The 313-nt window shown below is 45.4% G+C and carries 1 protein-coding gene; it reads right to left on the minus strand.

The annotated features are described in order from the left end of the window. Nucleotides 1-313: hypothetical protein (locus tag RVY79_RS18655; protein WP_317466039.1), on the minus strand; the 313-nt coding region annotated here is incomplete at both ends.

Below are 313 nucleotides of genomic sequence, written 5' to 3' on the forward strand. Positions count from 1 at the left end.
TGTGGGAACTTTGAAGATCCATCCGCTCGGGCAAAGTATTTTTCCGCTGATCAAAAAACGCGCCTACCCGAATGCTCCCAGAATGCACATCGCCTATTTTGAGGCAGGATTTTTTTTGCCTCCTCCGAATAAATTCCTGCTTTTCAAGAAAACACTCAGACTGCGTTTTTACAATTGTTTGACATGTTTGATGAGGGGAGTTTGTTTTAATTTGCTCCTTAGTTGGTAATATTGCGCGCCATGTCAGCGTAGTGTCGTACGGTGTTGTTGCATAAACCCGTCCGGTGCGGCTTTCTGGCGTTACGTACAAGAG

The sequence above is a fragment of the Chromohalobacter sp. HP20-39 genome (assembly GCF_033052815.1).
GTDB lineage: Bacteria > Pseudomonadota > Gammaproteobacteria > Pseudomonadales > Halomonadaceae > Chromohalobacter.